Source organism: Pedobacter sp. N23S346, assembly GCF_048515415.1.
Lineage (GTDB): Bacteria > Bacteroidota > Bacteroidia > Sphingobacteriales > Sphingobacteriaceae > Pedobacter.
In genome coordinates this window covers 67,267-92,255 of sequence record NZ_JBLYEE010000005.1, presented here as the reverse complement: position 1 = coordinate 92,255, position 24,989 = coordinate 67,267, and the positions used below count along the sequence as shown (strand labels likewise).

At 37.4% G+C, this 24,989-nt stretch carries 26 protein-coding genes; 11 read left to right on the top strand and 15 right to left on the bottom strand.

Annotated elements, in window-relative coordinates; genetic code table 11:
- Positions 1-141: 141 nt before the first annotated feature.
- The 3 genes from ACN1CD_RS10840 to pth all read left to right on the top strand — a co-directional run bounded on the left by ACN1CD_RS10840 (position 142) and on the right by pth (position 3,151).
- Complete coding sequence (locus ACN1CD_RS10840; RefSeq protein WP_419130409.1) at positions 142-1,083, top strand: ribose-phosphate pyrophosphokinase; 942 nt, start codon at positions 142-144, stop codon at positions 1,081-1,083.
- Between the two features lie 153 nt (positions 1,084-1,236).
- Entirely contained in the window at positions 1,237-1,821 is a 585-nt protein-coding gene (locus ACN1CD_RS10835) for a 50S ribosomal protein L25/general stress protein Ctc (RefSeq protein WP_419130408.1), read from the top strand.
- Positions 1,822-2,590: 769 nt separating this feature from the next.
- The gene (pth, locus tag ACN1CD_RS10830) at positions 2,591-3,151 is read left to right on the top strand and encodes an aminoacyl-tRNA hydrolase (protein WP_419130407.1); all 561 of its coding nucleotides are present in this window, start codon (positions 2,591-2,593) and stop codon (positions 3,149-3,151) included.
- A 128-nt stretch (positions 3,152-3,279) separates the two neighbouring features.
- Here pth and ACN1CD_RS10825 read toward each other — a convergent pair whose 3' ends face one another.
- Entirely contained in the window at positions 3,280-3,945 is a 666-nt protein-coding gene (locus ACN1CD_RS10825; protein WP_419130406.1) for a tetratricopeptide repeat protein, read from the bottom strand.
- 125 nt (positions 3,946-4,070) lie between these two features.
- On the opposite strand from ACN1CD_RS10825, the gene recF reads away from it, so the two are divergent.
- The gene (gene recF, locus ACN1CD_RS10820) at positions 4,071-5,174 is read left to right on the top strand and encodes a DNA replication/repair protein RecF (RefSeq protein ID WP_419130405.1); all 1,104 of its coding nucleotides are present in this window, start codon (positions 4,071-4,073) and stop codon (positions 5,172-5,174) included.
- Positions 5,167-5,457 carry a DUF721 domain-containing protein gene (locus tag ACN1CD_RS10815; protein ID WP_419130404.1) on the top strand — a complete coding sequence of 97 codons (291 nt, stop codon included), beginning with the start codon at positions 5,167-5,169 and terminating at the stop codon, positions 5,455-5,457. Before recF ends, ACN1CD_RS10815 begins: the two co-directional genes overlap by 8 nt.
- A 55-nt stretch (positions 5,458-5,512) precedes the next feature.
- On the opposite strand, the gene ACN1CD_RS10810 is transcribed toward ACN1CD_RS10815, so the two are convergent.
- From ACN1CD_RS10810 to ACN1CD_RS10800, 3 genes are all read right to left on the bottom strand, one after another.
- A complete protein-coding gene (locus ACN1CD_RS10810; protein WP_167515633.1) occupies positions 5,513-5,686 on the bottom strand; it encodes a hypothetical protein in 174 nt (57 codons plus the stop codon).
- A gap of 57 nt (positions 5,687-5,743) precedes the next feature.
- On the bottom strand, positions 5,744-6,520 hold the full coding sequence (locus tag ACN1CD_RS10805) for an FKBP-type peptidyl-prolyl cis-trans isomerase (protein ID WP_419130403.1): 777 nt from the start codon (positions 6,518-6,520) through the stop codon (positions 5,744-5,746).
- A 130-nt stretch (positions 6,521-6,650) separates the two neighbouring features.
- Positions 6,651-7,070 carry a nucleoside-diphosphate kinase gene (locus tag ACN1CD_RS10800; RefSeq protein WP_056088170.1) on the bottom strand — a complete coding sequence of 140 codons (420 nt, stop codon included), beginning with the start codon at positions 7,068-7,070 and terminating at the stop codon, positions 6,651-6,653.
- A gap of 200 nt (positions 7,071-7,270) precedes the next feature.
- On the opposite strand from ACN1CD_RS10800, the gene ACN1CD_RS10795 reads away from it, so the two are divergent.
- From ACN1CD_RS10795 to ACN1CD_RS10785, 3 genes are all read left to right on the top strand, one after another.
- Complete coding sequence (locus tag ACN1CD_RS10795; protein WP_419130402.1) at positions 7,271-8,281, top strand: DHH family phosphoesterase; 1,011 nt, start codon at positions 7,271-7,273, stop codon at positions 8,279-8,281.
- A gap of 36 nt (positions 8,282-8,317) precedes the next feature.
- Positions 8,318-9,286 carry an FKBP-type peptidyl-prolyl cis-trans isomerase gene (locus tag ACN1CD_RS10790; RefSeq protein ID WP_419130401.1) on the top strand — a complete coding sequence of 323 codons (969 nt, stop codon included), beginning with the start codon at positions 8,318-8,320 and terminating at the stop codon, positions 9,284-9,286.
- Between the two features lie 71 nt (positions 9,287-9,357).
- Entirely contained in the window at positions 9,358-10,296 is a 939-nt protein-coding gene (locus ACN1CD_RS10785; RefSeq protein ID WP_419130400.1) for an FKBP-type peptidyl-prolyl cis-trans isomerase, read from the top strand.
- Between the two features lie 345 nt (positions 10,297-10,641).
- On the opposite strand, the gene ACN1CD_RS10780 is transcribed toward ACN1CD_RS10785, so the two are convergent.
- The 3 genes from ACN1CD_RS10780 to ACN1CD_RS10770 all read right to left on the bottom strand — a co-directional run bounded on the left by ACN1CD_RS10780 (position 10,642) and on the right by ACN1CD_RS10770 (position 13,912).
- Positions 10,642-11,118 (bottom strand): CYTH domain-containing protein, encoded by a 477-nt coding sequence (locus ACN1CD_RS10780; RefSeq protein ID WP_419130399.1) that lies wholly within the window; start codon positions 11,116-11,118, stop codon positions 10,642-10,644.
- A complete protein-coding gene (locus ACN1CD_RS10775) occupies positions 11,118-13,067 on the bottom strand; it encodes a beta-N-acetylhexosaminidase (RefSeq protein WP_419130398.1) in 1,950 nt (649 codons plus the stop codon). Before ACN1CD_RS10775 ends, ACN1CD_RS10780 begins: the two co-directional genes overlap by 1 nt.
- Before the next feature lie 149 nt (positions 13,068-13,216).
- Positions 13,217-13,912, bottom strand: coding sequence for a gamma-glutamyl-gamma-aminobutyrate hydrolase family protein (locus ACN1CD_RS10770; RefSeq protein WP_419130397.1), 696 nt, complete (start codon positions 13,910-13,912; stop codon positions 13,217-13,219).
- A gap of 815 nt (positions 13,913-14,727) precedes the next feature.
- On the opposite strand from ACN1CD_RS10770, the gene ACN1CD_RS10765 reads away from it, so the two are divergent.
- Both ACN1CD_RS10765 and ACN1CD_RS10760 read left to right on the top strand, forming a co-directional pair.
- The gene (locus ACN1CD_RS10765; RefSeq protein ID WP_419130396.1) at positions 14,728-16,218 is read left to right on the top strand and encodes an NAD(P)H-hydrate dehydratase; all 1,491 of its coding nucleotides are present in this window, start codon (positions 14,728-14,730) and stop codon (positions 16,216-16,218) included.
- A gap of 305 nt (positions 16,219-16,523) precedes the next feature.
- On the top strand, positions 16,524-17,225 hold the full coding sequence (locus ACN1CD_RS10760; protein WP_419130395.1) for an AIM24 family protein: 702 nt from the start codon (positions 16,524-16,526) through the stop codon (positions 17,223-17,225).
- A gap of 67 nt (positions 17,226-17,292) precedes the next feature.
- On the opposite strand, the gene ACN1CD_RS10755 is transcribed toward ACN1CD_RS10760, so the two are convergent.
- From ACN1CD_RS10755 to ACN1CD_RS10740, 4 genes are all read right to left on the bottom strand, one after another.
- Positions 17,293-18,147 carry an anti-sigma factor gene (locus ACN1CD_RS10755; protein ID WP_419130394.1) on the bottom strand — a complete coding sequence of 285 codons (855 nt, stop codon included), beginning with the start codon at positions 18,145-18,147 and terminating at the stop codon, positions 17,293-17,295.
- A 2-nt stretch (positions 18,148-18,149) separates the two neighbouring features.
- Complete coding sequence (locus tag ACN1CD_RS10750; protein WP_419130393.1) at positions 18,150-18,701, bottom strand: RNA polymerase sigma factor; 552 nt, start codon at positions 18,699-18,701, stop codon at positions 18,150-18,152.
- 114 nt (positions 18,702-18,815) lie between these two features.
- Positions 18,816-19,709 (bottom strand): lipoyl synthase, encoded by an 894-nt coding sequence (gene lipA, locus ACN1CD_RS10745; RefSeq protein WP_419130392.1) that lies wholly within the window; start codon positions 19,707-19,709, stop codon positions 18,816-18,818.
- 113 nt (positions 19,710-19,822) lie between these two features.
- On the bottom strand, positions 19,823-21,124 hold the full coding sequence (locus ACN1CD_RS10740) for a hypothetical protein (RefSeq protein WP_419130391.1): 1,302 nt from the start codon (positions 21,122-21,124) through the stop codon (positions 19,823-19,825).
- 435 nt (positions 21,125-21,559) lie between these two features.
- Between ACN1CD_RS10740 and ACN1CD_RS10735 the strand changes: the two genes are divergently transcribed.
- Positions 21,560-23,068, top strand: a complete 1,509-nt coding sequence (locus tag ACN1CD_RS10735; RefSeq protein WP_419130390.1) for a malate:quinone oxidoreductase — start codon at positions 21,560-21,562, stop codon at positions 23,066-23,068.
- A 79-nt stretch (positions 23,069-23,147) separates the two neighbouring features.
- On the opposite strand, the gene ytxJ is transcribed toward ACN1CD_RS10735, so the two are convergent.
- The 4 genes from ytxJ to ACN1CD_RS10715 form a co-directional block, all read right to left on the bottom strand.
- Positions 23,148-23,480: a bacillithiol system redox-active protein YtxJ gene (ytxJ, locus tag ACN1CD_RS10730; protein ID WP_419130389.1), complete on the bottom strand. Its 333-nt coding sequence runs from the start codon at positions 23,478-23,480 to the stop codon at positions 23,148-23,150.
- 87 nt (positions 23,481-23,567) lie between these two features.
- Positions 23,568-23,690, bottom strand: coding sequence for a hypothetical protein (locus tag ACN1CD_RS10725; RefSeq protein WP_320466282.1), 123 nt, complete (start codon positions 23,688-23,690; stop codon positions 23,568-23,570).
- A 50-nt stretch (positions 23,691-23,740) separates the two neighbouring features.
- A complete protein-coding gene (gene ribH / locus ACN1CD_RS10720; RefSeq protein ID WP_419130388.1) occupies positions 23,741-24,232 on the bottom strand; it encodes a 6,7-dimethyl-8-ribityllumazine synthase in 492 nt (163 codons plus the stop codon).
- A 65-nt stretch (positions 24,233-24,297) separates the two neighbouring features.
- Positions 24,298-24,972 (bottom strand): LytR/AlgR family response regulator transcription factor, encoded by a 675-nt coding sequence (locus ACN1CD_RS10715; protein ID WP_419130387.1) that lies wholly within the window; start codon positions 24,970-24,972, stop codon positions 24,298-24,300.
- Positions 24,973-24,989 lie beyond the last annotated feature (17 nt).

Below are 24,989 nucleotides of genomic sequence, written 5' to 3'. Positions count from 1 at the left end.
TGTCCGATAGTATAAGGGTAGTACGACAGTTTTTGGTACTGTTTGTCTTGGTTCGAATCCAGGTCGGACAACAAATTTATCATCGGATCGTGTTTTTAAATAACATGATCCGATTTTTTTTAACCGTAAACTACGCGGATTATGCCATTGCAGTTTAACCCGGTAAAATTGTTTTCCGGAACAGGTTCTAGAGGATTATCGCTGAAAATTGCTGAAAATTATGGCAAGGCACTCGGAGATGTTACAATCCACAAATTTAGCGATGGAGAATTCCAACCTTCTTTTGACGAATCAATCCGCGGCTGCGATGTTTTCTTAATCCAATCTACTTGTCAGCCCAGCGATAACTTAATGGAGCTTTTGTTAATGGTTGATGCTGCTAAAAGAGCATCGGCACATTATATTACAGCAGTTGTTCCTTATTATGGTTTAGCCCGTCAGGATAGAAAAGATAAACCCCGTGTAGCAATCGGCGCTAAATTGGTAGCAAACTTATTGAAATCTGCGGGTATTCACCGCATCATGACAATGGATTTGCACGCTGCTCAGATTCAGGGTTTCTTTGATATTCCGGTAGATCACTTAGATGGATCGGTTATTTTTGTGCCTTATATCAAAAGCTTAAATCTGCCAAACCTTACTATTGCATCGCCAGATATGGGTGGCTCGTATAGAGCGCGTACTTTTGCAAAGTTTTTTAATGCTGAAGTAATTATCTGTGATAAACGCCGTAAACGTGCCAATGAAATCGAATCAATGTCGATTATTGGTGATGTAACCGGACAGGATGTAGTATTAATAGATGATATCTGCGACACTGCGGGAACTTTATCTAAAGCTGCGGCTTTAATTATGGAGAACGGTGCGGCAAGTGTAAGGGCAGTTTGTACACATGCGGTATTATCTGGCAAAGCTATAGAAACAGTAGAAAATTCTGTATTAACAGAGTTGATCGTTACAGATACCATTCCATTGAGAATGGAAAGTGAAAAAATCAGGGTGCTAAGTACGGCTAGTTTATTTGCTAGGGCAATTGCCAATGTAAACGAACATGGTTCAATTAGCGACTTGTTTAGAGTATAGCGTTAAGCGTATTGCGATAGGCGTTTAAAAGGGCAAAACGACTTAAAGCTGAACAAAAAGAGAGTTTAAAAAAGTTGGAGGTTAATAGTTTATGGCTTAAGGTCTTGATACTTGATACTAAATACTTACTACTAATAAATAAATATAAATAAAATGAAAACAATCGCAATTAGCGGTTCTCCAAGAGAGAACGTAGGGAAACGCGATGCCAAGGAACTTCGTTACGAAGGTAAAGTTCCGGCGGTATTGTACGGTGGAAAAGAACAACAACATTTCGCTGTTGTAATTTCAGATTTGAGAGATGTAATTTATACTGCTGAAGTAAACTTCGTTGAGCTTGATGTTAACGGTACAAAAACTAAAGCTATCGTAAAAGACACTCAATTTCATCCATTAACTGATATTTTAATGCACATCGATTTTCTTCAATTATTTGATGAAAAAGAAATCGTTATGGAAATCCCGGTTAAACTAACAGGAACTTCTCCAGGTGTTAAAATGGGGGGTAAAATGGTTCAGAAATTACGTAAACTTCGTGTTAAGGCGTTGCCAAATAAAATGCCACAAAGCGTTGAAGTGAGCATTGCTAAATTAGAAGTTGGTAGTTTGGTTCGCGTTCGTGATATCGAAGGTGATGGATATGTAATTACAAATACTCCAGAAGATACAATCGTGTCTGTAGGAATGAGTAGAGCATTGAAGCAAGCAGAAACTGAAGCTGCTAAAGGTAAAAAATAATCAGAATAACTTGATTAGAAGGAACGGCTCGGATTTATTCAAGCCGTTTTTTTGTGATCAGGATTTTTAGGAATTAAGGATTTTCAGGATCAGCAAAGTCTTTCAGCTTTTGTCTTTCCTCAAACAGTCGTCATTACTGGCGATGAGCTGATAAGACTCGTCCTCTTGAACTTGTTTCAGGATCTTATCCTGATAGGTGCTGAACTAAATTCAGCATGACGATTTTGAGGAGATTGCTTCGAAGGCTGAAAAAGCCTTCTCGCAATTGACGATTAGCTGATTCAGACTCGTCCTCCTGAACTTGTTTCAGGGTCTTATTCAGGTAGGTGCTGAACTAAATTCAGCATGACGATTTTGAGGAGATTGCTTCGAAGGCTGAAAAAGCCTTCTCGCAATTGACGATTAGCTGATTCAGACTCGTCCTCCTGAACTTGTTTTAGTATCTTATCCAGATAGGTGCTGAACTAAATTCAGCATGACGATTTTGAGGAGATTGCTTCGAAGGCTGGAAATGCCATCTCGTAGTGACGATGCGCTGATTAAGACTCGTCCTCCTGAACTTGTTTCAGGGTCTTATCCAGATAGGTGCTGGACTAAATCCGATAGCTATCGGATCAGCATGACGATCTTTGAGAAGATTGCTTCGAAGGCAGGATCGCTTTTTAGTCTTTTCGCTTTGGTCTTTAGTCTTTAAGCTTTTTCCTTTCCGCTTTCCGCCTTTCTACCCTCTCCCTTTCCGCCCTCAACCTTTTTTTCTACCTTTGCCGCTATGAAATATCTTATAGTTGGCTTGGGTAATATTGGTCCGGATTATGCACATACCAGACATAATATTGGATTTGATATTGCTGATGAACTGGTGAAAGGCTTGGGTGGGAGTTTTGATAATATTCGTTTGGCTTATTATGCTGAAGTAAGTTTCAAAGGGAAAAAACTTCATGTGATCAAACCAACCACATTTATGAACCTGAGTGGAAAAGCTGTAAACTACTGGATGAAGGAGCTAAAGATCGCCCCGGAAAACGTATTGGTAATTGTAGATGACCTGGCGCTGCCATTGGGTAAACTGCGTTTGAAACTTCAGGGCTCAAGTGCTGGCCATAATGGTTTAAAAAGTATAGAAGAAGTTTGTGGCGGGCAAAACTATGCCCGGTTACGCTTTGGAATTGGAAATGATTATCCAAAAGGAAGACAAATAGATTTTGTATTAGGGTTGTTTGATAAAAATGAACAACCTGAACTTCCTGCGCTGATTGATAAAAGCGTTGAGCTCATTAAAAGTTATGTAACCGTTGGACCTGCACATACCATGACGGCTTTTAATAAATAGGCATATACACAGGTTACTTGTGCTGTACATCCCATGCGCTGTGGCTCACAGACCATTCAAAATATTCTTACACAAAAAAAGACCATCTTTCGATGGTCTCCAATACTTTATAATTTCGTACAAGTTTATTATTTAACTTGCGCCTGAGCTCTTGCAAGATAAGCATCTACCATTTGGGCTTCAGCACTTTCAGGATATTGTGTTTTAATTTTAGTATAAGCATCAACAGCGGCACCAAAATCTTTAAGATTTTCGTTTACCAATCCTAATTTCTTAAGGAACATTGGTGAAGTAAATTTGCTTGCCTTATCTGAAGCTTTTTTGTAGTAAGTAGCTGCTTGTTTGTAATCTTTCAATTCGCTGTAAGCATCGCCCAATAAGCCTAAAGCTAATGGATCTGCAACCGGGCTACCCGTAGCACTATATTTTCCTAATGCATCAATTGCTTGTTTATACTCACCTTTACGTAGATAAATCCCACCTAAATAAAGGTTAGCTAAATTAGCAGATTTTGTATTGTCGTATTCTTTAGCAATTTGCTCTAAACCAGGATAACCGCCTTCGCCCTTAACCGCTTTGTTGGACAATGAATCGATGCCAACATATGATTCAGATTTAAACATTTTGCTTGCAGCTTCTTCAGCACGACCTTTTAAGTACACATTTTGATACCAAAAATATACACCAATTAATAAAACAACAGCGCCGGCAATAAATAGCAAGCTCTTGTTATTTTCCTGTAAAAATGAACCTTTTTTGATAGGTTGAGTAGTTTGGTTATCTATTGTAGACATGTTTGTTTAAAAAATTTAAGATTGCAAAAATACATTTTTCAATCAAAGTATCAATCTTTATTTAGAAGTATTTAATTAAACATTAGTTATTTAGAGGTTAAAAAACGGTAAATTGCGCCATATTTATGTGGTTAAAGAATATTACGCTTCTAAATTTTAAAAATTATTGTGATGCAGATCTCCAATTTTCTGACACTGTAAACGTTTTTACAGGTAATAACGGGTCTGGTAAAACAAATATGCTCGATGCAATTCATTATTTATGCCTTTGCAAAAGCTATTTTAATCCCATTGATGGGCAACAAATAAAAACCGGATCGGATCTTTTCATGATTCAGGGCGATTTCGATCGAAACGAACGCAATGATAAAATTACCTGCGGTGTTAAGCGAAATCAAAAAAAACAATTTAAACGCAATAAAAAGGAGTATGAAAAACTCGCCGATCATATTGGCCTGTTTCCTGTAGTGATGGTATCGCCTTACGATGTTAACTTAATCATGGAAGGCAGTGAAGAGCGGAGAAAGTTTATTGATAACGTGATTTCTCAAACGGATTCACATTACCTAGATCAGTTGATTACTTATAACCGGATTCTTCTTAATAGAAATGCTTTTCTAAAGCAAATTGCGATCACCAGAAAATATGATCCAACCTTATTGGAGATTTTAGACGAGCAACTGGTCATCGCCGGAAATAAAATTTTTGCCATCAGAAAGGCATTTATGGATGAGTTTATTCCGCTCTTCAATGAATATTATCTTTACCTTACCGAAAACAAAGAAGTGGTCTCTTTAAATTATCAATCACAGCTGATTGATTTCCCTTTCGAAACTTTGCTGAAAAAATCGGTAGAAAAAGATCGGGTGCTGGAGCGTACCACAACGGGGATTCATAAAGATGAGCTTGCCTTCGAAATTAGTGAAATGCCGTTGAAGAAGTTCGGCTCGCAAGGACAACAGAAGTCTTTTCTAATAGCTTTGAAACTTGCTCAATATGCTTATCTGGCAAAAAATAAGGGTTTTAAACCTTTGCTGCTGCTCGATGATATATTTGATAAACTGGATGATCACCGCGTGCAAAAATTAATGCAAATGGTATCCCACCAAGATTTCGGACAAATATTTATCACTGATACGGGGAAAGAAAGAGTGAAATCAGTTTTTGAAAAAATACAAGTTGATGTAACTTTGTTTGAAGTTAAGGAGGGACAAATAAGCCATGCGTAAACCGAATGATATAACGATGAAGGATGCCATCAGCAAGATGCTGGATGTATACCGTTTACGCCGAAAATTTGATGAGACTTCCATTCTGGCGATCTGGCCAGAAATTATGGGCACAGCCATCGCAAACAGAACTACTCAGATTTATATTAAGGATAAGAAGTTATTCATCAGAATAGAATCATCAGTAATAAAAAATGAACTGGTAATGGTTCGCCAGGGAATTATCCAAAAGCTGAATGAACACGCTGGCAGTATTGTTATTAATGAAATGGTATTTCTGTAAATATTCAGGTACAAAAAAGGGTTAATTTTTGAAGAAAAATTAACCCTTTTTTATTTTACCTTCTTCCGCCAAATATTTTCGACAGGATCCAGATCAGTAGTGCAACTACAATTACTACTACAATTATACCAGACCAAAGTCCAGCTTTAAATATACCTCCCACCAGTTCACAACTGCTTAAGGTAGTGCATAAAAATGCAATTAGTGCTATTGGAAATATTCTTTTCATATGATGCTAATTTTTTAATAGCTAACATCGAAGCGTAAAGAATGTTTTAATAAAAGCTTATTTGCCGTTAACTTTAAGCAATTCTACTTCAAAAATCAAAGTGCTATATGGTGGAATATCTGCTCCTGCACCACGCTCTCCGTAAGCCAATTGGTAAGGAATAAAGAATTTATACTTTGATCCTGCTGGCATTAATTGCACACCTTCTGTCCAACCTGGAATTACACGGTTTAATGGAAAGCTAATGGGTTCGCCACGATCGTAAGAACTGTCAAACTGTTTTCCGTTCAATAAAGTTCCTTTGTAATGTACCAATACCGAATCGGTAGCCACTGGTTTAACACCTGTTCCGGCAGTTAACACTTCATACTGTAGCCCACTGGCAGTAGTTTGTACACCAGCACGTTTTTTGTTCTCGTCTAAGAAATCTTGTCCTTCTTTCATAATTGGTCCGTATTTAATTTTATTTGCTGCAGCTTCTGCTTTATTTTTTACTGCTGATGCTTTCGACATTGCCCCATTGATTACTTCCTGAGCTTGTGCTTGCGTTAAAAGTACTTTTCCACCCGTAAATGAATCCTTTAAACCTTTTAAAAGTACTTCATAATTAAGTGTTGTTAATCCGGTAGATTTTAATCCAGAACCAATGGATGTACCAAAAGCGTAACTGGTTGAATCTAATGGCGATCTTAAACCAGACACAATTGTGGTGGTTCTGGTTGTAGTGGTGGTAATCGTTTTTTTAGTGACTGGCTTTTTAGCTACAGGTTTTTTTTGAGCGTATGATGCAATTGTAGCTGTTGAAAGGCATGCCGCTAAGAGAATTGTTTTCATTTATTATTAAGGTGTGTTATTACAACGATTTGGATGTTTGAATATTTTAAGTTCGAAAGATACAAAATTGATAAAACAATAAAACCCCGAACATATCGAGGTTTTAAAAAAAAATGTTTTTGATTAGCAATTAAAAACGCTCATCAGCTTTGAAGAAGAAGTTGCCTTCAATTTCCGCATTTTCATCAGAATCTGAACCATGCACTGCATTCGCATCAATAGATTTAGCATATTTCTGACGGATAGTACCTTCAGCAGCTTCAGCTGGATTAGTTGCACCGATTAATTTTCTGAAATCTTCGATTGCATTATCTTTTTCCAGGATAGCGGCAACAATTGGTCCTGAAGACATGAAGCTTACTAAATCTTTATAGAAAGGACGCTCAGCGTGAACTGCGTAGAATTGGCCAGCAGTTTCATCAGTTAACTTAGTATATTTTAATGCAATGATTTTAAAACCCGCATTGGTAATGTCATTTAAGATTGATCCGATATGGCCGTTTGCAACTGCATCAGGCTTGATCATGGTAAAAGTTCTGTTAGTGCTCATTGTGTTTGAATATCAATTTGCTGCAAAACTACGTTTTAATTGATGAATAACCAACAGCCTTGTATAAGATCCTGCTACGCTTAGCATTTATGTGATCTGGTAAAGTGACATAAAATCTTATTTATGATATATGATCTGGCTAATCTTAAAATCCTTTAATCCTATACTAAAAATCCTTAGCTTTGCAACGCAAAAAATATATGCTTACACTACCTGAGTTAAAATCTTTACTGGCTACGCCACAGCGAATTGTTATCACCACGCATCATAAACCAGATGGTGATGCAATGGGCTCCTCACTAGGTTTATATGGATACTTAATCCAAAAAGGTCATCATGTCAAAGTAATTACGCCGACAGATTATCCAACCTTTTTACATTGGATGCCAAATAATTCTGACGTGATTATCTTTACAGAGGAGCAGGAAAAAGCAGCCAAACTAGTCGATGAAGCAGCCTTGATTTTTTGTCTGGACTTCAATACGCTTAGTCGCATTAATGAATTAGGAGAATTGGTAAGAGCTGCAGGTGCAAAAAAAGTGATGATCGATCATCATTTAGAGCCTGAAGATTTTGATGATTATCGCCATTGGGATATTAATGCATGTGCAGCGGCACAACTGGTGTATGATTTCATTGCAAATCAACTGGAAGATAAAGCTGGCATTAATAAAGATGTTGCTGCCTGTTTATATACTGGAATTATGACAGATTCTGGCTCATTCCGTTTTCAGTCTGCCACATCTAATGTATATAGAATCGCAGCCGATCTGATTGATCTAGGTGCAGAACACTGGAAAATTCATCAACTGGTTTACGATAATGCAAGTGAAGATCGTTTACGCTTCTTAGGCTATTGCTTGTCTAACAAGTTGGAAGTCATCAGAGAATACAATACCGCTATAATATCGGTAACTAAAGAAGAACTTGCCCGCTTTAGCAGTACCACAGGCGATACAGAGGGTGTGGTAAATTATGCACTTTCTATCAATGGAATCCGTCTGGCAGCTTTAATTATTGAGCGTACAGATAAGGTGAAACTTTCAGTAAGGTCTACCGGAGATTTTCCTGCAAATGAGATTTGTAAAAAATATTTCAGCGGTGGTGGACATAGAAATGCTGCAGGCGGCGTATCAGAGAAGCCTTTAAATGAAGTGGTAAATGAATTTAAATCCATTTTAGAAGAATATAAAAACCAATTAATTGCGTAAAGCAAATAACCAAATTAAATAAAGTTTAAATACAAAATGAAAAAAGGAATAATTGTTCTTGTAGCAGCTACATTAGGTTTAGCGGCTTGTAACAAAGAGAAAAAAGGTGCTGGTGGTTTATTGTATACCGTTCACCATTCTGAAGGTAAAGAGAAAATCAAAGAAGGAGATATCATTAAGATGAACTTCATTCAGAAAAATGATAAAGATTCAGTATTAGGAAGTACTTATGACAACGAAAATCCACAAGTTTTTCCTGTTCAGAAGAAAATGTATGCTGGTGATATGAATGATGTATTAACCTTATTTGGAGAAGGTGATAGCGCAACATTTAAAGTTAATTTGGATACCATGGCTTTTTACAGCAAACAGCCTAAACCAGAGCAATTCAAAAATGATAAATACATCACTTTCACCATCAAAGTAGAGAAAGTTTTCAAAAAGAATGCTGGCGAAGCTGATTCTACTTTTAACAAAAGAGCAGGTGAATTCTTCCAGGCTGACTTCAAAGCTACAGCTGAGAAAAAGAAAGGCGCTGAAGATGGTAAAATCAAGGCTTACGTTGCTGATAACAATCTAAAAACACAAACATCTGCTAGCGGTTTGCAATACATCATTACTGCGCCAGGAAGCGCAGAACGTGCACAATTAGGTGATACTGTTACGTTAAACTACACGGGTAGATTGGCTAAAAAAGATACTAAAGGTAAATACAAGGTATTTGATACCAGTGATGAAAAAATTGCGAAAGCGGAAAATAAATTCCAGGCTGGCAGACCATATGGCCCAACTAAAATGGCTTTAGGCGGAACCATACCAGGTTTTACTGAAGCATTACAATTAGTAGGTAAAGGTGGGAAAATTACGGCAATCATTCCTTCTAAACTAGGATATGGTGAGCAAGGTGCTCCACAAGTAGGGATCATGCCTTACAATCCAATTGTTTTCGATATCGAGATTACTGATATCAAAAAAGCACCTGCTGCAGCAGCAATTAAAAAATAAATTTAAAATAGAAAAAAGTGTTGTTCCAATTGAGCAACACTTTTTTTTTGTTCAATTACGGCATATAGAAAATGAAAAAAGGGGTTATTATTTTATTGGCAGCAGCTTTAGGCTTATCTGCCTGTAATAGGTTTGAAAAAGGCGAGGGCGATATGACCTACAAAATTTACAATAGCGAAGGAAAGGCGAAAATCCAGGAGGGCGATTTTGTAAAGCTAAACGGTATTCAGATCATTGAAACTAAAGGTGGAGATTCTACTTTGGTAAATACCTATGACAACGAACGTCCGGCATTTTTCCCTATTGGTAAATCGATGTTTAAAGGAGATTTAGCTTCTGCGTTGAAGTTACTAGGTGAAGGAGATAGTGCAGTTTTTAAATTGAATTTAGATTCTATGGCCAAATATTCTGGTCAGCCTAAACCAACAGGTGCAAAAGATAACTTCTCTACTTTTACTATCAAAATTGAAAAGGTTTTACACAAAGCTGCAAATGAGGCAGATTCTACCTTTGAAAAAAAGAAAAGGTCATTTTTTGAAGAGGAATATAAAGTTTTAATCGCTAAAAATAAGGCGAACGAAGCCTCAAAGATTTCAAAGTACATTGCTGATAATAGCCTGAAAACACAAACAACAGCATCAGGCCTGCAATATATAATCGAAGCGCCAGGAAATGCTCAACGCGCTACCTTAACAGATACGATTATGGTTGATTATACTGGTCAGTTCACCAATAAAAAAGCCGATGGAAAAATCAATGTATTTGATACTTCGGATGCTAAAATTGCAAAAGATGCTGGGATTTATTCGCCAATGGCACAGTATTCTGCCCGTCCGTTAGTTTTAGGTCAATTGGCTCCTGGATTTATTGAAGGTGTACAGTTAATTGGTGTGGGTGGTAAAATCAAAATTATCATTCCTTCCAAATTAGGTTATGGAGAAAACGGTGGTGGTCCAATCAATCCTTTTACACCACTTGTATTTGATATTTCCTTAAAATCAATTAAATAGAATGTAGAGGAACTGCATTCATAATAGACGTTTTTATTTTCCATTATAGCCTCAATCGATTTTTCACCGATTGAGGCTATCTCATTTATGATATTGATTAAGGAAAAGAGTTGCATCGTATCTCACCTGGTTGTAACGCCTCGCTACGACTAAACGTAGATAGCGATCGCATTAAGATTGCTTCGTCGGCTGAAGAAGCCTTCTCGCAAAGACGAAAATGGGTATAAATTCTTTATAACTACGAAGAGTAAAAAACTAGTTGTAGCGTCTCGCTACGACTAAACGTTGCGATTACATTAGATTGCTTCATACCTCCAAAGTAATTTCTATTAAGAAATTAAAAATTTATCTAATCCCCCAGGCTTTGAAAGGATAAGTAGTTAAATTTGAATTGTAGTATCGTTGATCAGCGGTAACTTCTACATCAACCCAGATAGGGCGTTCGAAATCTTCATCTTCTGATAAAAGTTCAATTTCTGCTACAATCAATCCTTCGTTATCACCTGAGAATACATCTACCTCCCAGGTTTTTCCATGGTATTCAATTTCATATCTGATCTTTTCCAGTTCTGATTCACAAAAATTATCAAGCAATTCTTTTGCTTCTTCTAATGGGATTTCATATTCATATTCTAATCGGGATGCGCCTACGGTTATGCCTTTTATCGTTAGCCAGGCTTGTGTTTCAGCAATTCGCACGCGGATGGTTTTCTTTGGATCCTTAGAGATGTAACCTTGCCTTAAATGTTTCCCAACAGGCTTTACCAATTGTTCCCATTCCTCACGATTTAGGATAAACTTTCTTTCAATTTCTTTCCCCATTATTTTGCTCTCTTTTGTAATTCAGCAATTGGCATGCTGATTAGTCTTCCAATTGGTTGTTTGCCTTTGTATGTAATTACGCGAAGCATGCTGGCGTCTTTTGGAGGAGTAAGTGCCGTTGTATATTTAGGGTAAAAACGATCTGGTGTAGAATTGTCGAAGCTGTAGTAAATATCCAGACCATCAATTTCCGGTGTTAACTCAATCATCAATTGTTTATCCGCACTGCGTTTTACCGTAAAGATTGGGTCATAGATAGCAGGTGAATATTTCACTTCAGCTAAATCTAATCTTTTGAAATGCTCTTCTGTACGGTTAATGAAACTCGTCCAGTTTTTCTTTTCAATAGGACTCCATATAGCTTCAGAAATGGCAAAGGCACGTGGCCATACCATATATTGTACTTGGCGGAAGGTAAAAATTTGTTCCGTCCAGAGATTGGCTTGGCCACCGATAATATATTTGGGATCTGCGCCGGCAGGTATTGGATTAAACTGATAGGTTTTATTTAAACGTAGTGAGGCATAGACCTTCGGTTCCGTGATCGGATCGGCCTGCATGTAATCTAAATAGGCAAAATCAGTCGGACTCATCACCACATTATGTTGATCCTTTGAAGCCTGAATGCCATATTTTAAACCTCTCCAACTCATTACAGAGGCAGTAGGTGAAGCGCCTCCTTCCAGAATTTCATCCCAGGCCATAAATTTCTTGCCTTTAGAAACCACGATTTGCTCTATACGTTTTTCAAAATAAGCCTGTACCTGGGGGATTGTTTTCAACCCTTCACGCTGCATCAGTGCTTTTACCTGATCATTCTTTTCCCAGAAATTATGTGCTGCTTCATCGCCACCCATATGAATATATTCGAACGGAAAAAGCTTAGCAACTTGTGTAATCACAGAATCAAGGAACACATAAACCTTTTCATTTGCCGGACAAAGTGTATTGTCTACCAAGGCAAGGGGAGGTGCGCCACGGCTCCAGTCCATAATCTTCTCGCCAGAACGCACTTTGTAATTTACGGCATCTGGCGTACAAGATAATTCAGGGTAAGCAGCAATCGCCGCTAAACTATGCCCTGGAACGTCAATCTCAGGCATGATGTTTACAAAACGCTCTTGTGCATATTGTACTAGTTCTTTAATATCTTCCTGTGTGTAAAAACCACCATAATTACGTGGTTCATCAGCGGTAGGCGGAATGAAGTCACCAAAAGTGCCAGTCTTTTTAACGCTCCATGCACCAACTTCGGTTAATTTAGGCAGGCCTTTAATTTCGATTCTCCAGCCTTCATCATCCGTTAAGTGAAAATGCAACAGATTAAATTTATAGCGAACCATGTTATCAATGAATTGCTTTACCTCGTTTTTTGTGAAAAAGTGACGGGCGACATCAAACATCAATCCTCGCCAGCCTAGTTTTGGATAATCAACCACATCAACGCAAGGCAATTTCCACTTTACGTTATCTACCAGTTCTTTACTTTCTATAGCTGCCGGAAAAAGTTGTATTAATGACTGAACACCCCAGAAAATGCCTGCGGGTTTATTCGCAGTAATCACAATTTGTGTTGTATTTACATTTAATTTATATCCCTCTAAGCCCAATTTTGGGTCATTCTGTGTATTGAGAATCAATTTGATCGTCGGGTGATTAGCACTTGAAACCGTACTCACAAACTTGCCGGTTGCAGTGGTAATTCTTTCAGATAGGAATGCAACAGACTGTTGTAATCCCTCACCTTTAGTGGCCTGAATACTTACATTTTCGGGTAAAGTAAAACTCCCGGCTTTTTTCATTAAAGAAACTGGCTCGGGAATAATGGCAATTTGAGCCTGTGAAATAGCAGTTTCAGCATCGCCGATTTCGGTTTCGTTTACCAGTGTTTGTGCATAGCTGTTGGCCGTAAAAATACAGCAGGATAACAAAAGGAATAGTTTTCTCATTAAATATTTAACTATAGACTAATTGAAAAAGTATAGTCTGCAATTTATTAAAAATTTGGAACTTGTTGTGATTACGATTACTAATCATCAGTTAGTAGCATAACTAAGTCGATTTAGTACTTCTGGTATTACGATTAAATGATGTATGGTTAAATTATTGCATTTATGAATGCATCATGCAGGTTCTTGCTAAATACACCTTGCTGATTATTTAAACGTTCAGGGTGCCATTGCACAAATAGGAGAAATGATTTGCCAGATGGTTCAAGCCGTTCTATCGCTTCTGCAATTCCATCGGGAGAGATGGCGCTCACTACCAAACCTTTCCCTATTTTATCTGTACTTTGATGATGATTGCTATTCACTAAACCGCGATCGGTATGTACAATTTGTTTAAGCCATGAACTTGGATTGATCAGAATTTCATGATATCGGTCGCTTTTATCTGGCATTTTAGAGTGGTCGAATTTACCCCATGTTGCAATATTAGGAATTAAAGTGCCACCAAAAAATACATTTCCAACCTGGATTCCACGGCAAATGCCTAAAACCGGGATCTGATTTTCTTCTGTGTAAGCTAAAACTTTAAATTCAAATTCATCACGAAGTTCGTCAACATCATCAGCATGGCAATAAGGATAATATTCCGGGTGATGGTAGAATCGTGGATGAACATCTTCTCCACCAGTTAATACAATACCCTGACATTTCTTAATTTCTTCAAAGTTATCTAGTTTATAACCCAACTGGATTACTTCTACCCGATTATTATAAGATAAAACCCAGTCGCGATAAATAGAAAACTTACTACAGTCGATTACCCCAATGATTATTTTTTCAGACATGATTCAATTGGCATAATTTTAATAAAAAACGTTATTCACTTAATAAGTATCCTGATTTTAAAGATATATAATTTTAGTTATGAGAATGGGTCTTAGCCAAAAAAATAAGGCGTTGTTATAGCTATCCCCAAACAATAAAACCCGAGTTTGAGTAATAATATGCATTAAAATATCATTTAAACGGTCTATTTGTGTTTTAACCACCCCGCCCTTTGGGCACCCCTCCAAAGGAAGGGAATAGCGATCGTACCATCCTTCTTTCGCTATCGTATTGGGTATAGTTTTATGCATTATGCTAACTGACTTTAATAAAAACATAGGTTATACCGAAGAGTGCCGTCAATCCTAAGGGCCGGAGAAATCAAAAAAACAGTTGTACAATAGTATAAATAGCACTAACAAACCTTAAACGTAGTGGTTTTGTGTTCATTAATGCGGGTTCAATTTTAAAAGGTATTGAACACAAAACGAAGTGCCTCTGTTTTTTTGATGTGTGTGGGATTTGTGAAAGGCCCCTAGTTGGATTGACAAAGCGCTTTGGGTACTTTGGCGCTCCAAAATGCGCAGCATTCTTGAACACCGCTAAAAACAATATTAACTGTGAAAAATTACCATGCCTCCGCGGCAAAGAGCGGATAAAAGACCTTTACAAATTAATTATGTCCAAATGATAGTCCAAAGGAAGGGAATGGCGATCTTAATTCCCTCCAATGCATCGGAAGGTGGTCGCAGACCAAGGTATAAAAGGAAGCAAATATTATCCAACTCAGTTTAATAAACAAATCTTTATTATACTTTAATCCTAACTTAGTGCTATGCAGACTCTACTTACTTCAGTGCAAATGCGCGAAGCTGATGAATTTACCATTATAAATAAACCAATCGCCTCTATTGATTTAATGGAAAAAGCTGCTCGTGCTTTCGTGCAATGCTTTCTGAGAGATGAATTTGATACCCAAAAAAGTATCGCTATTTTTTGTGGAAAAGGAAATAACGGAGGAGATGGATTAGCCATTGCGCATCTTTTATTCAGTAATGGGTATTTCAATATTAAGGTTTACATCGTCAATTTTAGCAGTAAACAAAGCGCAGATTTTACCATCAATTTGCAGCGGTTGGAAGAATCCCGATGTAAGAAAGTTATCATAAATCATGCTGCCGATTTAAAAGGTATTAAATCTGATATCATTATAGACGCTATTTTAGGGTCAGGATTAAATAAACCCTTAGCAGGAGCGTATGCGGAACTGGCCAGTCTAATTAATAAATCAAGAAAGAAAGTTTACGCGGTAGATGTACCAACAGGTTTTTTCGCAGAAGGAAAATTACCGAATGACTATAATGGTGTAAAGGCTTTTAAAACGATTTGTTTTCAGCGGCCGAAAATTAATTTTTTTATGCCAGAATCAGCTGAAGCAACTTTGCAGTTTGAAGTCGTAGAGATTGGGTTAGATGAAGATTTCATTGTGAAGCAAAGCACTGATTTTTATCTCGTGGAAGAAATAGATGTTAAAAAAATCTTAAAGCCTAGAAAGTTATTTAGCCATAAGGGTACCTATGGACACGCTTTAATTATTGCCGGAAATACGAATACGATGGGCGCAGCCTTGTTAGCCTCAATGGCTTGTTTATATACCGGTGCAGGGCTAACAACTGCCTGCATTCCGCAAAGTGGATTAATTGCACTCAACACCACGCTTCCCGAGGTAATGGCTTTGCCACGTGATGAATACACCAGAATTGAAGACCAAAGTAAATACCAGGCCATTGCTATTGGTCCGGGTTTGGGGATATCTACTGAGAATGAGCATTTGCTGGAAAGCTTAATCGTTGCCAACCAATCCTTAATTATTGATGCTGATGGCCTCAATTTATTGGCAGAAAGGCGAGATTTGTTAGCTAAACTTCCGCATTATTCTATTTTAACTCCCCACATGAAAGAGTTCGACAGACTTTTTGGGGATCATGATAGTTGGTGGGATAGATTGCAAACAGCAAGCGCGCAAGCGAAGCGACTGAAAATAGTGATTGTGCTTAAAAATCAATTTACATTTATTTGCTCTGCTGAAGGGAAAGTATATATTAATCCCACTGGTAATCCGGCCATGGCACAAGGTGGAATGGGGGATGTACTAACAGGAGTAATCGCGGCATTTGTTGCTCAAGGGTATCCATCGCTTGATACCGCCATTTTAGGCTGCTTTGTGCATGGGCAAACTGGCGATGAATTGGCTAAAAATCAGATCGTGGTAACAGCATCTCAAGTTGCCAGCGGAATTTCCACCACAATACAAAAACTACTGTAGGCAACTTCCATTCTGTATTCTTAACCGTTAAAAATATTTTTCTGGTAAGGCCTTCACCACTGTTTTCAAAACTATTCAATTATTGCTGTTATTTTATTAAATCACCTTCTTCTATGTTTTTTTTAATAAAAATAATTTCGACCGGCTATCTGGTAAAACCCCTTTTGAGAATATTTAAATGGTCATAATAAGAGTATCGACTATCTCATTCACAGACGTTTTGATAAAAAGTAAAATATTTTTTGCTGTGTTTGGCTTAGGAATTGATTAGGATTGTCAAAACCGAAAAACAATATCACTAAATTATGGAAACTAAAAAAGAGTATACCTTAAAGGAACTCATTCATGAATCTGCAGAAGATCCAAATGAAAATGACTTTTTTGAATTAGAAAAACCAGCGCTACTCGAAGTAAACCTGAGAAACCAGAAAATTATGGCTAAAGCAGGTTCAATGGTTGCTTATATTGGCAATGTTGACTTTAAGCGCGAAGGCCTGTTAAGTAAGGGATTGGGCGGATTGTTAAAAAAAGCCATTTCCGGAGAAGGTACATCATTAATGCATGCCTCTGGAACTGGCAAACTTTACTTAGCAGACGAAGGTAAGAAGGTTAAAATTATCAAACTTCAAAACGAATCTGTTTTTGTAAATGGTAATGATGTTTTAGCACTTGAAGACACCATCAAAAATGAAATTAAAATGCTAAAAAGTGTTGCGGGAATGATGAGTGGAGGTCTTTTTCAGGTGAAGTTATCTGGAAGTGGTTACATTGCAATTACCACTCACGGCGAACCTATCTTATTAAGGGTGAGTGCCAATCAGCCGGTTTACACCGATCCGAATGCTACAGTAGCATGGTCAGAAAATTTATCTCCTAACATTAAAACTAACCTTACTTTTGGTTCATTTATCGGAAGAGGCAGTGGTGAATCATTTCAACTGGAATTTTTTGGCGAAGGTTGGGTTTTAGTTCAGCCTTACGAAGAAGTGAAATACGCACAAAAATAATAAACCAATAAAAAACCCCCGATAGTTTTCAAGCTATCGGGGGTTTTATTTTTAAATACCTTTTATTCTAAACACCACCCATTACAGTTAGTTTTTCCATTGTTGGATTTACACTTCCGCCCATTGGTTCAAGTGTTACAGCAAAAGCCTGTGCTTCTTGTATGGTTTGCATCTTTAATAAAGCCTCTCTGGAGGTTGAATCCGTTTTGCCAAATACACCCAGGCTTACTGGTTTTCCATTTACCAAAGCCCAAAGCTGATATTCATGTTTGGCATCTGCTTTGGGTAGATCCATTGCCAGATAATTGATTAAAACACTTTTATCTTTTTTATTCCAATAAACATTCATCTTTGATTGTGGGCTAATCGCCTGGCCTTGCATCCTTACGGTTGCCCAATCTTTACTGTCGTTCATTTCAACCAGATTGTTTAATCCACGGTTGTTATATTCTAGTTTGCTAACAACTCCAGCAAATTTCTCTTTATCTAAATTCAGGCTTGCAATTTGATCATGCGCATCAGTTAGTTTGCTATAAGTAATAAATAAGGCAGCCGTACTGATTATTAAAAGTGCTACACAAGCAACAAGTGCATAACGTAAGCTTCTCACTTTACCATCACTGTTATCAAACCTAATAATTTTTGGTTCTACTGGCAGTGGCTGATCAGAAACTAAGTTAGCTTCTTCATCTATATTAATCCCTAATTTTTCAAATAACTTTGTTTCAACATCTTCAGAAGGTTGTACTGCATTTTGCATAGCAAATTCTTCCATCGCGTACTCAATAGCGGCCAGTTCATCCCGAATTTCCTGATGTTGCGATGCCAGTTCCTTTACGTGTAACGTTTCTTCGGGCGATAAATCTCCCAAAACGTACAGTTCAAGTACTCCAGATTCGATATATGCTTTTAAATTTTCCACGCTTAATTAAAACTCCTCCTCAATTCAATAATGGCCAAACGAATGCGGGTTTTCACCGTACCCAATGGCAGATCTAACTTTTCTGCGGCTTCCACATGAGTGTAGCCTTTGTAATAAACTAAATCAAGAACGGCTTGTAAATCCGGCTTTAGATTTTCAACAAGCTGCTTTATCCCAAGTACATCTGGATTAAAGGTTACCTTGTTTTGTTCATCAACGAAACTTACGTTATTTTCTATATCTTGGTTTTTGAGTGAATTTTTAAAATCTTTAGAACGTAATTTATCAATGGATAAATTGCGGGCGATATTCATCATCCACGTAAACAACCTTCCTTTAGAGTTGTCGTAATGCTCAGCAGATTGCCATATTTTTACAAAGGTTTCCTGCAGTACATCTTCCGCCAGTTCTGTATGGGTAATAATTCTGGAAATTACACCATAAAGTGCCGAAGAATACATGCTGTACAATGTTTTTAACACCGTAGAATCTTTCGATTGCAGTGCGAGAACGAGTTCAGGTTCGGTTAGAGTAGGTTTTTTTAGTGCAGTCACTTCGATTACTAAGATACAATACTGAACACATAAAGCAAAAAAATGTTTTGAAAACACATTCCCTGTAGGAGTGCTATTTTTAAAACATTTTTAAATCTTCTGTAAGATAAAGCTTTAAGCTATTCCTTCAATAGGGAAAAGATGTTTCTCTGCGTGATAAGATGAACGCACTAAAGGCCCGCTTTCCACGTATTTTAATCCTTTCGATAAGCCAACTTCTTTATACATGGCAAACTGATCAGGATGAATCCAGTCGATAACCGGATGATGATTACGGGTTGGCTGTAAATACTGACCTAAAGTAAGAATGTGTACACCATTTGCAACAAGATCATCCATTGCTTCGAAAATATCCTCGTCGGTTTCTCCTAATCCAAGCATGATGCCTGTTTTAGTTCTTAATCCGAATTCAGAAATCCTTTTTAAAGCTTCAAGGCTTCTGTCGTATTTTGCCTGTATCCTTACCTGTCTGGTTAAGCGTTTAACCGTTTCCATATTGTGCGAAACGACTTCAGGACGTTCTTCCAATACGCGATATAAGTTATCCCATTGGCCTTTAAAATCTGGAATTAAGGTTTCCAATGTAGTAACCGGGCTTTCTCTGCGAATGGCTTGTAGCGTTTCTGCCCATATAATTGAACCACCATCTTTCAAATCATCACGATCTACTGATGTAATAACGCAATGTTTAACGCCCATTAATCTTACAGAATCGGCAATTCGGTTGGGTTCATCAACATCAACAGCTAACGGCCGGCCGGTTGCTACGGCACAGAATGAGCAACTTCTGGTACAAATATTTCCAAGAATCATGAATGTTGCAGTGCCTGCACCCCAGCATTCGCCCATATTCGGACAGTTACCACTTTCGCAAATGGTATGGAGCTTATGTGTATCAACCAAACTGCGCACTTGAGCATATTCTTTGCCTACAGGCAATTTAACACGTAACCAATCCGGTTTACGTTTAACTTCAGTTACAGCAGGTACTACTGGTAAATCAATCATAGCGCAAAGTTAAACAATCCACGGCAAAATTTAGAAGGTTAAAATGTTTGGCGCTTGTAATAAAACAATGGGTTATAAAGTGCTGCGCTATAAAAAGAGATAAAGGTTGTTTGCTATTTTAATAAATCTTTTGCCCGGTCCAAAAACTGTCCGCCTGTTTCCTTCAATGTTTTCGTGCTTCCTTTTGCCTTTGAAGTATAACTGCTCACTGCGTTAGAAAGTTGCTTAACTTTTTTTATTCCGGAAACAATTTCTTTAGCGTGTGGAATATTATTCTCAAGCATCACGCTTTCCCAATCAATTTTTGCAAAAATGGCAACCATATATTTGGTTCCGATCTTCGTGAGAAAAGCTATGTCATACACATTTTTTAAAGCAGCATCAGTATCCCTGTTTTTCTGATAATCGATTGTTTTCTGAATTGCTTCCCGTTCATCATCAGATAACAGATTGCTTTTGCTGAGTTTTTCTAGTGCCTGAATAGCCTTTTCCGGATTTTCCCTTTTTAGATTCAGATAACTATCTATTGCCCACGTAATCTCGTTCTGCAGACCAAGAGTGTTCATATCTTTCAAAAAGAGATCAAAATCTTCCAATGATCTTTCCTCGTCAATTTTCCTGGTCATGCGCATCCTGTCAAAACCTCTGAAAAGATAGTTCATGCCATGAAAGGCAAGATGCGTTTGTTCATCACTTAAATTCCTCCAGCCGAAAAATGCTTTAGTATAAGGGAGGGCAATTTGTTGGTTTTTATCCAGCCACTTGATGTTTCTGGTCAGGCCATCTTCTGATAGATAGTATAAGTTATTGCTGAAGAAAAGAAATCCCCTTATAAACTCGAGCAGTGTTTTAATTTCACCATCCTCTAGTTTTTCTGGTGCTGTTTTAGAACATTCGTAAAGTGCAATGGGCTGACCCAGATCTCTGGTAGTTAACACTGCAACACTTAAAGCAGCGTGTTCAATGTTTTGGTTATTAACTTTATTCTCGTCGGGGTAAAAACTTTTTGCTGATATTTTACCGGTTTGCATGGCAATAATCCCATCTACTAAGGTAGGAAAGACGTCTTCATCAGTTGTCTTAACAAAATCTTTTACCGAACGATATTCCTTGTAAAGTCTCAGTGCCTCCAGAATAGAAATCTGTTCTTTGCTATTTGGATCAATAGATTTTAAGGTGCGTAATGTACTTTTTGCTTGTCTGGAAAACTTTTGGTATTCGGGCAAAGTTGTATCCTGAATCGCGGCAGACCGAATGGCGAGCTTTGCATACTTATAGAAAACAATTTTATCATAATTTAAATTTTCATTGAGTTTTACCTGATCAAGTTCGAGCATCATCTGATCAGTTTTTTCGCCTCCACAGCTGGCCAGAAAAATGAATATTATCAGAAGCGTTAAATTTCTTATTTTCATAATAAGCTAAAGTAATGGTTTAAGCGCTTAAAGTTGTAAAATCAATAAAGTTAAAATGGAGGTAAGCGCGAGTTACAGAATTTCACATTTCTGTCGGTTTTATTTCATTATCCTACCCAAATGATAATTTTTAGCCATAAAATTTATAATTTTAGGCGAACGTTTTATGCCGGATTTACCTTTAGCTTCAATCATACAGTAGGTTTATCTGAAAATACTTTAACCAAATGAAAATTTATGAGTGCTATTTTAAGTTTTTAATGTTGCTTTAATGTCGTTTTTAATGTTATGCGTATTGAAAGCAATATTTGGTTTAAACTTTGTGTGGTGCTATTGGTTTATAGCATGGAAATGTTTATTATTTCCAGGTTTTAATCCATCATAATTCGTTGTATGTTTAAAATGATTCTAAATTTGTAACTCCTTTAATATAAAATGACTAAAAAGAAAAAGACAGTTGGCAAAACTGACGCAGATGTGATCCTAATTGGCGCAGGTATTATGAGCGCAACCCTTGGTGTTTTATTAAAAGAGTTAGAGCCTGATTTAAGTATAGAAATTTACGAAAGACTAGATATTGCTGCAGCTGAAAGTTCTGATGCCTGGAATAACGCGGGAACAGGTCATTCTGCTTTTTGCGAATTAAACTATACGCCAGAAAAGGCTGATGGTACCGTTGAAACGAAGAAAGCAGTTCAGATTGCTGAGCATTTCGAGGTATCAAAACAATTTTGGGCTTATCTTATTGAAAAAGGATTGGTTTCAAATCCTGCAAACTTCATCCGTAAGATTCCTCATATGAGTTTTGTTTGGGGTAAGAAGAATGTAGAATATCTTAGAAAACGCTATGATGCATTGCAGAAATGCAATTTGTTCAGCGAGATGGAATATACAGAAGATGCAAAAGTAATCGATGCCTGGGCTCCTTTAATTATGGATGGGCGCAAAAAAGACGAAAAGATTGCCGCTACAAAAATGGATTTAGGAACTGATGTTAATTTTGGTTCTCTAACCCGTGATATATTCAACCACCTGAAGGAACAAAAAAATGTAAATCTTTATTTCAATCATGAAATCCGTGATTTAAAGAAAAATAAAGATGGTAACTGGATCATTAAAGTTAAAGATTTAGAGACGAAGGAAACCCGTAAGCGCGTAGCCAAATTCATATTTATTGGTGCGGGTGGAGGTTCATTACCATTATTAGAAAAATCTGGAATTCCGGAAGGTAATGGTTTCGGAGGATTTCCTGTAAGTGGCCAATGGTTAAAATGTACCAATGATGAAATTATTGCCAAACACCATGCAAAGGTTTATGGCAAGGCGGCAGTTGGTGCACCACCAATGTCTGTTCCGCATTTAGATACCAGAATGATTAATGGTAAACAAGCATTGCTTTTTGGCCCTTATGCAGGTTTCTCTACAAAATTCCTTAAAAACGGATCATTTCTGGATCTTCCAAAATCAATTAAGTTTAATAATATCCGCCCGATGATTTCGGCAGGATTACACAACTTAGATTTAACGAAGTACCTTATTGAGCAGGTGAGACAATCTCCGGAAGATAGGCTGGAAGCTTTGAAAGAATATTTACCTACAGCAGAATTAAAAGACTGGGAACTGGAATATGCCGGACAAAGGGTGCAAGTGATTAAAAAGGATGAGAAAAAAGGTGGAGTGCTGGAATTTGGTACCGAAGTGGTTAGTGCAGAAGATGGTTCCATTGCCGCTTTACTTGGCGCATCGCCAGGCGCATCAACTGCAGTTTCTATTATGCTTGAGTTGCTGGCACGTTGTTTTAAAGAAGATTTAGCAACTGACGAGTGGCAGAATAAAATCAAAGAAATGATTCCTACCTATGGAAAAGAACTGGCTAATGATGCTACACTTAGCAAAACAACCAGAGAAAGAACTTCCAGGGTGCTTGAAATTCAAAACGTTTAATCAATAAATTAAGCAAAAAAAGAGGACGTGAAAATTAAATTTTCACGTCCTCTTTTTTTATCGTTAAATAAAAATATTTTTAAGCAGCAATTACTTCTGCAACTTCATCTGCAGAAATATCACTATGTGATGCTTCCAGAACACAGTCGCCATTTTTAATCAATAAAATTTGTGGAGATTGGTGTGCCACGTTAAAAACCTCAGCAACTGAATTTGAGATTTCGCGATAGCTGATCAAATCTAAAAAGTAAAGTTTTGTATCCACTGGAATCACTTCCCAGTTAAATTCGAAATTTCTTTTTGCCATCATTGAAATAGAGCAACGAGTACTGTGCTTAAATATCAAGCTGTAGCCATCTGCATTTTTTATTTCGTTTAACTGATCCAGCGATGTTAAATTAACCCAAGTCATAGTAAGTATTGTTTATAGGCACAACAGTTGCATTGAAGATAATGTTCTGCAAATGACGTAAAAATGAAAATTGAAAAGTTTTGTAGGTTAGTTCCTTCTACGTTTGCCTTCGGGATAAGAGCTATAAGCCGGACAAAGTTTAGAAGAACAAGATTCTAAAATGGTAATGGTGCTAAACACCGCCAAGAGTAAGATGGCTACTTTTTTCATTAGATGGTTAATTTAATGAGCTAAGGTACAAATAGTTTACGAAATACAATTTAAATGTTTGCAGATAAATCGGCCATTTTAATCGCGGTAATTGCAGCTTCATCTCCTTTATTGCCATGCTTACCGCCAGCACGATCCTGAGCTTGTTCTAAATTATTTGTAGTTAATACACCAAAAATAACGGGCTTACTATATTTTATACCAACATTTGTTACCCCCTGCGCTACTGCATCACAAATAAAATCGAAATGTTTAGTATCGCCCTGAATCACACAACCCAAACAGATCACCGCATCGATATCATTTCTCTTACTCAATAATATTTCAGCACCAACAGTTAACTCGAAACTTCCCGGAACAGGTAAAGAAACAATGTTTTCTTCTTTTACACCATTCTCTATTAAAGTTTTTAAAGCACCATTGTATAACGCACCAGTAATTTCTGCATTCCATTCGGCTACAATAATTCCGAATTTATAGTTTGCACCATTAGGTACAGTAGTGTGAGAGAAATCTGAAAGATTTTTTAATTGTGTTGACATGGGGCAAAGATAACGCTAAGCTTTGAATGTTGGAAACATAAATGTTTAACGGTTGTAAGTTTTAATCACGTTAACTGGATGCCGCTATAAGTTGCACCTACCGGGATAATTTTTTCTCCTATCCAGATTTGATTGCGGTCGAACTTAGAGATTCGGTTTTTAGCAACAATAAAGGCCCTGTGGCACCTGATAAAATCTTTCTTCGGCAGTAATTCTGCCAAATCGTTAATGGTTATTCTGGAGCTCAGCAATTTCTCTTTCAAGTGTATCTGCGTATAGTTTCCAGAGGCCTCAACATAAAGGATATCGGCCAATTCTACTTTAATTTGTTCGTAACCATCTTTGATGAAAATGTGCGTTGCTTTAGTTTCCGGCTTTTGGTTTCTCAGGTTATAAAGTTCCTGAGCCTTATTACAAGCCTTTAAAAAACGGGCGAGGGAAAAAGGCTTTAGTAAATAATCGATCGCATCGAGCTCAAAACTTTGCACGGCATGTTCTGTATAGGCGGTGGTGAAAACAACCATCGGTGGATTGCTTAAACTTTTAAGGAAATCGATGCCGCTAATGTCGGGCATTTTAATGTCTAGAAAAATTAGGTCAACTTTATTTTGCTGCAAAAAGCTGATTGCCAGAAAAGCATCTGTAAACATTTCTACAAGATCTAAAAAGGGAACCTTTGCCGCATGTGATTTTACAATATCCAGCGCAATGGGTTCATCATCTATGGCAATAGCAATCATCTTTTAATTATTCAAAG

Excerpts from the sequence above, each read along its gene's own strand:
- ACN1CD_RS10740 (WP_419130391.1), bottom strand. The coding sequence starts at position 21,124 with ATGAAAATAAGAAATTTAACGCTTCTGATAATATTCATTTTTCTGGCC.
- ACN1CD_RS10715 (WP_419130387.1), bottom strand. The coding sequence starts at position 24,972 with ATGATTGCTATTGCCATAGATGATGAACCCATTGCGCTGGATATTGTA.
- ACN1CD_RS10795 (WP_419130402.1), top strand. The coding sequence starts at position 7,271 with ATGCTTACACTACCTGAGTTAAAATCTTTACTGGCTACGCCACAGCGA.
- ACN1CD_RS10760 (WP_419130395.1), top strand. The coding sequence starts at position 16,524 with ATGGAAACTAAAAAAGAGTATACCTTAAAGGAACTCATTCATGAATCT.
- ACN1CD_RS10785 (WP_419130400.1), top strand. The coding sequence starts at position 9,358 with ATGAAAAAAGGGGTTATTATTTTATTGGCAGCAGCTTTAGGCTTATCT.
- ribH (WP_419130388.1), bottom strand. The coding sequence starts at position 24,232 with ATGTCAACACAATTAAAAAATCTTTCAGATTTCTCTCACACTACTGTA.
- ACN1CD_RS10725 (WP_320466282.1), bottom strand. The coding sequence starts at position 23,690 with ATGAAAAAAGTAGCCATCTTACTCTTGGCGGTGTTTAGCACCATTACC.
- ACN1CD_RS10800 (WP_056088170.1), bottom strand. The coding sequence starts at position 7,070 with ATGAGCACTAACAGAACTTTTACCATGATCAAGCCTGATGCAGTTGCA.
- ACN1CD_RS10815 (WP_419130404.1), top strand. The coding sequence starts at position 5,167 with ATGCGTAAACCGAATGATATAACGATGAAGGATGCCATCAGCAAGATG.
- ACN1CD_RS10780 (WP_419130399.1), bottom strand. The coding sequence starts at position 11,118 with ATGGGGAAAGAAATTGAAAGAAAGTTTATCCTAAATCGTGAGGAATGG.
- ACN1CD_RS10775 (WP_419130398.1), bottom strand. The coding sequence starts at position 13,067 with ATGAGAAAACTATTCCTTTTGTTATCCTGCTGTATTTTTACGGCCAAC.
- ACN1CD_RS10810 (WP_167515633.1), bottom strand. The coding sequence starts at position 5,686 with ATGAAAAGAATATTTCCAATAGCACTAATTGCATTTTTATGCACTACC.
- ACN1CD_RS10765 (WP_419130396.1), top strand. The coding sequence starts at position 14,728 with ATGCAGACTCTACTTACTTCAGTGCAAATGCGCGAAGCTGATGAATTT.
- ACN1CD_RS10825 (WP_419130406.1), bottom strand. The coding sequence starts at position 3,945 with ATGTCTACAATAGATAACCAAACTACTCAACCTATCAAAAAAGGTTCA.
- ACN1CD_RS10770 (WP_419130397.1), bottom strand. The coding sequence starts at position 13,912 with ATGTCTGAAAAAATAATCATTGGGGTAATCGACTGTAGTAAGTTTTCT.
- ACN1CD_RS10790 (WP_419130401.1), top strand. The coding sequence starts at position 8,318 with ATGAAAAAAGGAATAATTGTTCTTGTAGCAGCTACATTAGGTTTAGCG.
- ACN1CD_RS10735 (WP_419130390.1), top strand. The coding sequence starts at position 21,560 with ATGACTAAAAAGAAAAAGACAGTTGGCAAAACTGACGCAGATGTGATC.
- recF (WP_419130405.1), top strand. The coding sequence starts at position 4,071 with ATGTGGTTAAAGAATATTACGCTTCTAAATTTTAAAAATTATTGTGAT.
- ytxJ (WP_419130389.1), bottom strand. The coding sequence starts at position 23,480 with ATGACTTGGGTTAATTTAACATCGCTGGATCAGTTAAACGAAATAAAA.
- lipA (WP_419130392.1), bottom strand. The coding sequence starts at position 19,709 with ATGATTGATTTACCAGTAGTACCTGCTGTAACTGAAGTTAAACGTAAA.
- ACN1CD_RS10840 (WP_419130409.1), top strand. The coding sequence starts at position 142 with ATGCCATTGCAGTTTAACCCGGTAAAATTGTTTTCCGGAACAGGTTCT.
- ACN1CD_RS10805 (WP_419130403.1), bottom strand. The coding sequence starts at position 6,520 with ATGAAAACAATTCTCTTAGCGGCATGCCTTTCAACAGCTACAATTGCA.
- pth (WP_419130407.1), top strand. The coding sequence starts at position 2,591 with ATGAAATATCTTATAGTTGGCTTGGGTAATATTGGTCCGGATTATGCA.
- ACN1CD_RS10835 (WP_419130408.1), top strand. The coding sequence starts at position 1,237 with ATGAAAACAATCGCAATTAGCGGTTCTCCAAGAGAGAACGTAGGGAAA.